The sequence below is a fragment of the Cetobacterium sp. genome, assembly GCF_977044495.1.
In genome coordinates this window covers 1-6,248 of the sequence record NZ_CDRRQU010000073.1, presented here as the reverse complement: position 1 = coordinate 6,248, position 6,248 = coordinate 1, and the positions used below count along the sequence as shown (strand labels likewise).

General features: G+C 30.9%; 7 protein-coding genes. 5 read left to right on the top strand and 2 right to left on the bottom strand.

Annotation, left to right across the window (positions count from 1 at the left end; genetic code table 11):
* Window positions 1-584: sugar phosphate isomerase/epimerase family protein (locus tag ACWI69_RS11565; RefSeq protein WP_448821987.1), on the bottom strand; the 584-nt coding region annotated here is incomplete at its 3' end.
* Window positions 585-725: 141 nt separating this feature from the next.
* On the opposite strand from ACWI69_RS11565, the gene ACWI69_RS11560 reads away from it, so the two are divergent.
* From ACWI69_RS11560 to ACWI69_RS11540, 5 genes are all read left to right on the top strand, one after another.
* Window positions 726-1,988 carry an MFS transporter gene (locus tag ACWI69_RS11560; protein WP_448821986.1) on the top strand — a complete coding sequence of 421 codons (1,263 nt, stop codon included), beginning with the start codon at window positions 726-728 and terminating at the stop codon, window positions 1,986-1,988.
* Between the two features lie 10 nt (window positions 1,989-1,998).
* Window positions 1,999-3,285, top strand: a complete 1,287-nt coding sequence (locus ACWI69_RS11555; protein ID WP_448821985.1) for an alanine/glycine:cation symporter family protein — start codon at window positions 1,999-2,001, stop codon at window positions 3,283-3,285.
* A gap of 8 nt (window positions 3,286-3,293) precedes the next feature.
* Window positions 3,294-4,052, top strand: coding sequence for a DeoR/GlpR family DNA-binding transcription regulator (locus tag ACWI69_RS11550; protein ID WP_448821984.1), 759 nt, complete (start codon window positions 3,294-3,296; stop codon window positions 4,050-4,052).
* A gap of 198 nt (window positions 4,053-4,250) precedes the next feature.
* Entirely contained in the window at window positions 4,251-5,558 is a 1,308-nt protein-coding gene (locus ACWI69_RS11545; protein WP_448821983.1) for a 2-hydroxycarboxylate transporter family protein, read from the top strand.
* 35 nt (window positions 5,559-5,593) lie between these two features.
* A complete protein-coding gene (locus ACWI69_RS11540; protein WP_448821982.1) occupies window positions 5,594-6,043 on the top strand; it encodes a TSCPD domain-containing protein in 450 nt (149 codons plus the stop codon).
* On the opposite strand, the gene ACWI69_RS11535 is transcribed toward ACWI69_RS11540, so the two are convergent.
* A partial coding sequence (locus ACWI69_RS11535; protein ID WP_448821981.1) for a hypothetical protein occupies window positions 6,038-6,248 on the bottom strand: 211 nt, incomplete at its 5' end. The genes ACWI69_RS11540 and ACWI69_RS11535 overlap by 6 nt on opposite strands.

Below are 6,248 nucleotides of genomic sequence, written 5' to 3'. Positions count from 1 at the left end.
TTAAATTTTGTTGTATATGTATATTTTGCCATTTTTTTAGCAGCTTCAACCGGTTCTTCCCAAGCCATCATAGCATTTCCAAAGTCATAGTGTAATCCAACCCAGTGTGAATTAACTTCTTCTATAATAGATATCAATTCATCTGCTGTCTCATATTCATGGTTTTCTAAGGCAATCTTAATTCTATATTTTTTTAGTTCGCTTACAATATTTTTTAAATCTTCTGTAGTTTGCTTATAAACTTCAGAGTCAAACTTATTAAATTTAATATAAGTTCTTATAACATTTGCACCGATATGATGAGCGACTCTTATAGCTTTTTTCAAACTTTCTTCATCAGTTCCATTTGTATCAATCTCTGCATAAAGCCCATATTTTTTGATTTCATCTCTTATAGCGTCTAAATTTTCCTTTGTATCAGGTCCCATTTGCCCAAGATCATCTTCGATTCCCCAACCTGGAATCATATTTAGCTCTACTCCTTCAAATCCCATTTCAGCTGCTTTTCTAATAAAATCCAAGATATTCATTTTTTTATATTGAAAAAATAAATGAAAACTCTCTGTCTCTATTCCAATTTTCATACAATCCTCCGATTTGATATTTGTTTTGTATTAGTATTATATATGTTTTTGTGTAAAAAGCAAGAAAAAAATAAAAAAAATTGACTTTTAAAGATAAAATTGATATAAAATTGATACAAAACAAATAAATATGGAGGAAATATGACAAAAGAACAAAGTTTTAAGAAGTGGTTTACCTATGTTATATTAGTTTTAGGGGCAGGAAGTATATATAAACTTCCCTTTTTAAAGTCAGTATTTTATGGGCAAATGCAAGAATTTATGGGGTTAAGTCACACTGAGATAGGAACTTTAATGTCAATTAACGGATTTGTCACAACATTTGGATTTGGAGCAGCAGTTTATTTTACAGATAAAGTTTCTAAAAAGAAATCATTGCCATTATCTCTTATTTTAACAGGATTGTTAGGTTTATATATGGCTTTTTTCTTTCCGGGATATAAACAATTGATGATTATTTGGATATTGTTTGGATTCACTTGCGATATGATGTACTGGCCAGTGCTTTTAAAATCTATAAAATCGCTAGGAGATGACAGTGAGCAGGGAAGATTGTTTGGATTTTTAGAGACAGGAAGAGGATTAGTTGACACAGTAGTTGTATCGATAGGATTATTCATATTCACATACTTTGGGTCTACTATAAGTTCATTTAAATCTTCAATCATTTATTTTGCTGTAGTTGTAATAGCTATAGGAATAATAAGCTATTTCTGTTTGGAAGATGACAAAATAGCAGTAAACGCATCTAAGAAGAATGGAGAAAAATTAGATAATATAGCAGCTTTAAAGATGCCAGAACTATGGATGATTGCATTCAATGCTTTTTCTGTATATTCAATTTATTGCGGATTAACTTATTTTATGCCATTTTTAAAAGATATTTATAAAATGCCTTTAACACTGGTAAGTGTATATGGTATAATAAACGCCTATGGATTAAAGATGCTAGGAGGACCTATCGGTGGAATTATGGCGGATAAGAAGTTTAAATCTCCTACTAAATATTTAAAATATTCTTTCTTGGCTGTTGGTGTCTCTCTTTTAGGATTTATGCTTTTACCTCATGAGAGTATAAATATATATGTTGGAATAGTTTCGACACTTCTTATTGGAACAATGATTTTCTCTCAGAGAGCTATATTCTTTGCTCCAGTAGGAGAGATAAATTTACCAGAAGAAATTTCAGGTTCGGCGATGGCAATGGCTAGTTTTGTTGGTTATGCTCCGGGAATGTTTTTATATTCAGTATACGGTGGGATATTGGATAATTTTCCAGGGATGACAGGATACAAATTGATATTTTTAAGTATGGCTATCTTTGCTGGAATAGGATTTACTTTAAGTTCAATTCTGATGAAAAAAATTCAAATGAAAAAAGCTAAAGATAAAGTTATCGCTTAAGGAGTGGATAATGACGAATATTATAGAAAATGTTGCTAATTTTATCTGGGGAGAGTGGCTAGTTTATATCTTATTAGCTACGGGAATTTTCTATAGTTTTAGATTAAGATTTATTCAAATAAGAAAATTTACTTATATATTAAAAAAATTTTTTAAACAGAGAGTGATTAATCAGGAAAAAAATATAAATTCATTTCAGGCTTTGATGTCAGCTTTGGGGAGTTGTATAGGAAATGGAAATGTTATTGGGGTTGCTACCGCTATAATCAGCGGAGGACCAGGTGCTCTTTTTTGGATGTGGATTTCAGGGATATTAGGAATGGCATTAAAATATGCAGAAATATCACTTGGAATACAATATCGTGAAAAAAATGCAAATGGAGATTATCAAGGTGGTCCCATGTACTATTTAAGTGAAGGCACAAAATTTAGATTTTTAGGTGGGTTTTATGCTTTCTTTTTACTGTTACAAAACTCAGGTGGAACTTTAGTTCAAGGAAATGTTATAAAAGATGTTTTTTTGAATTTTTTCGATATAAAAGAGCTAGGAACAGCATTTATATTGCTGTTTTTAGTTTATTTAATTATCAGTGGTGGATTTAAGAGGATGGTAAGGGTTACAGAAAAGTTAGTTCCATTTATGACCATGTTTTATATATTTGGATGTTTTTTAATAATAATTTTTAATTTTGACAAATTGGAAGTAGTTTTTAGAAATATATTTTTATCAGCGTTCAATATAAAATCTGCTGTAGGGGGAGCAGTTGGATATAGCATGAAAGAAGCATTACGATTTGGTATGGCTAGAGGCGTTTATTCAAATGAAGCTGGAGAAGGAACAACGGCAATATTTTATTCTAAAATAACTGATGCTAATCCAAAAGAGGATTCTTTGTATGCTATAGTAGATATTTTTATTGACACTTTAGTTATTTGTACACTTTCAGGAGTTGTTTTTCTTTTGACAACTAATTTAGCTAAAGATTTAGAACCTACTCATGCAATGATTGCCAGTTTTGAAAGTGTCCATCGCTCTTTTAAATATATATTGGGGTGTGTTATGGTATTGTTTGGTTTTTCTTCAATATTGGGGCAATGGTTACTAGGAAGAGAATCTTTTAAATATTTAATTAAAAAGTTAGACTTAAAAGTTTATGACGCTATATTTTTATGTGGAGTTTTTATAGCTCCAATGTTTTCATCAAAAACAATATGGTTTATACAAGATATATCTCTAACAATGATAATTTTACCAAATATATTTGGATTGATAGTGTTATATAAAAAAGTAAAGTAGGTGTTTAAATGTTAAAAGAAGAGCGTAGAAGTGAAATATTAATGGAACTTAATGAAAAAAAAGTGGTAAAAGCCCTTGAATTGGCAAATAAATATAACGTTGGAATTGAAACTATCAGGAGAGATTTAGACTATTTAGAACAAGCTGGAAAGATTAAGAAAGTTTATGGTGGAGCTGAACTTTTAGAAAAGAAATTGGAAGTAAAGAATTATTTGGAGCGTTTAACAATATCCGTAGATGAAAAGATAGAATTGGTGGATAAAGCAATGAGGCTTATCAATGATGGAGATTCACTCTCATTAAATGATGGATCTACAACACTCTTTTTAGCTAAAGCATTGAAAAATAGATTTAATAGATTAACGATTCTTACAAATTCTATAGATATTGCTCAGGAACTTTCAGATAAAAAAGAGTTTAAAATTATTTTAACAGGGGGAATTTTCTCGCATGAAGAGAGAGCATTCTTCGGGTCATGTGCAGAATCGATAATAGATAATTTTATAATCGATAAGGCTTTTATAGGAATTAGTGGTATTTCGTTAGAGAATGGAATAACAGATATTTCACTTTCTGAGGCCAATGTTCAGAAGAAAATAATCGAAAATTCTAAGGAGTTATATATTTTAATTGATAGTTCAAAAATTGAAAAGGATTCTTTGGTAAAGGTGTCTCCTTTGGAAAAGGTCAAAGTTTTAATAAGCGATTCTAAAATAGATAAAAAAATTTTAGAGTTATATAAAAAGAATAGTATCACTATATTGTAAAAGTATAACTATTAAGTGGTTAAAGCTGTGGAGAAATCTACAGCTTTTTATTTTATGATTGGATATATAATGTTAGATAAATGGTATAAAAAGATTATATGTAAAATGTATTTATTACAAAAAAATGGAATATCCTCTTGACATATTGAAAATAATGAGCTATATAGCTGTATTAACAACATTACTAGGAGGATATTTATGAATAATCAAGAAGCTGTTTTATTGAAAAATATGGATAATGTAAAACGAATGGCTTTTTTAGAGCTTGACTTGAAATACTTTATCCCAGTTTTTGTAATTGTTTTAGTGGGAGCATATACTGATACATTACCTAAAGGAATGATAGGTGCTCTTGCGTTTCTAATGACTTTTGGTGCAGTATTGGACTATATAGGGAATAAGATGCCTGTTGTAAAAGATTATCTGGGAGGAGGACCTATTATTACAATTTTTACTTCGGCAGCACTAGTTTATTATAGTATTTTTCCAAAAAATATATTTTTAACGGTAGAGAGTTTTATGAAAAGTGGAGGTTTTCTAGACTTTTATATAGCGGCATTGATTGTTGGGAGTATTCTAGGAATGAATAGAAAACTTTTAATAAAAGCGGCTATCAGGTATTTACCGGTGATTATTGGAGGTTTGTTTCTATCTATAATCTTAACTGGAATCGTAGGATTGCTTTTAGGTTATGGCTTCACGAAATCGGTGTTCTATATAGCAATTCCTATCATGGGAGGAGGAATGGGAGCTGGTGCAGTACCATTATCCCAAATATTTGGTCAGGCATTAAATCAAAATCCAACAGATCTTTTATCAGTTATGGTTCCAGCGGTAGCTCTAGGAAATGCTGTGGCAATAGTGATAGGAGCTTTTTTAAATAAGCTCGGTAAAAAATATCCAAATATAAGTGGTCAAGGTAAGTTATTAAAAAAATTCGATAACAGTATTGATGTGGAAAAGGAAGAAAAAGTTTCAGATTTAAAAGAGTTGGGAAGTGGAATGGTGATAGCATTGTCCTTTTTTATTTTTGGAAGTATTTTATCTAAATTTATTCCAATGCATGCCTATGCTTTGATGATAATATCAGTTGCGTTAGTTAAAGGTCTAAATTTGGTGGATAAAAAATATGAAAATTATGCTGCTAAGTGGTATCAATTCATAGCGAAAAACTTTACCTCAGCTCTTTTAGTTGGAATAGGAATTGCATATACTAGTTTGGGTCAAGTTATAGATGCATTTACAATAACTTATTTAATTTTGGTTTTGACTACAGTTGTAGGGGCGATTATAGGAACAGCAGTTATGGGGCATTTTTTGGGATTTTATATAGTGGAAGCTTCAGTAACTGGAGGGCTTTGTATGGCGAACATGGGCGGAACAGGAGACGTAGCTGTTTTGTCTAGTGCGGATAGAATGGAACTTATGCCTTTTGCTCAAATTTCATCTAGAATTGGAGGAGCATTTATGCTTATTCTAACTTCGTTGCTTATTAATTTATTATAATATATAAAAAATACAAGAGAGAAGGGGAGAGAGTTATGAAAAGAAATCTGTTTTTATTAGCTGGTGTTTTAATGGTGAGCAGTTTTACTAATGCAGAGGTAAAAAAAGATGTGAAATTTACAGAAGTACCCTATGGTGCGTGTTCTAAAGAGATGACTGTGGAAGTTAAAGACGGAAAAATAGCATCTTTTTCTGCAGTGAAAGGATGTCCGGGAAATTTGAATGCAATCTCCAAATTACTTCCTGGAATGGAAGTGGATAAAGTTATTGCTCTTTTAGATGATAATCCATGTTCGGGGGCCCCAATAAAAGGGTTATCTTCATGTATGGACAATTTAGTTGAGATGTTGAAATATCATGTTAATGGGGAGGGAGAAGGACACGTAGCTGAATTGAGAAAAAAACAGAGAGCACAAAAAATTGCATTTTCTTATAATGGGCATATTTGCTCAGGATGCGGATTGTGTGATGCGAAGTTTTCATAGATTGGTTAAAGTAAAAGCTCTCAAATTTTGAGAGCTTTCAGACTGTAGACAAATGGCTATCGAATAATAAATATCTGATAGCCATTTTTTTATTTTTATGAATTTGTAGTTACTTTTAAAAAAATTAGCATTGAAGAAGTCTTTTCTAAACTTCCACATTGCTAATTTTTTTAAATTCATACACGCAAACTTGAGAGTGAGCTCC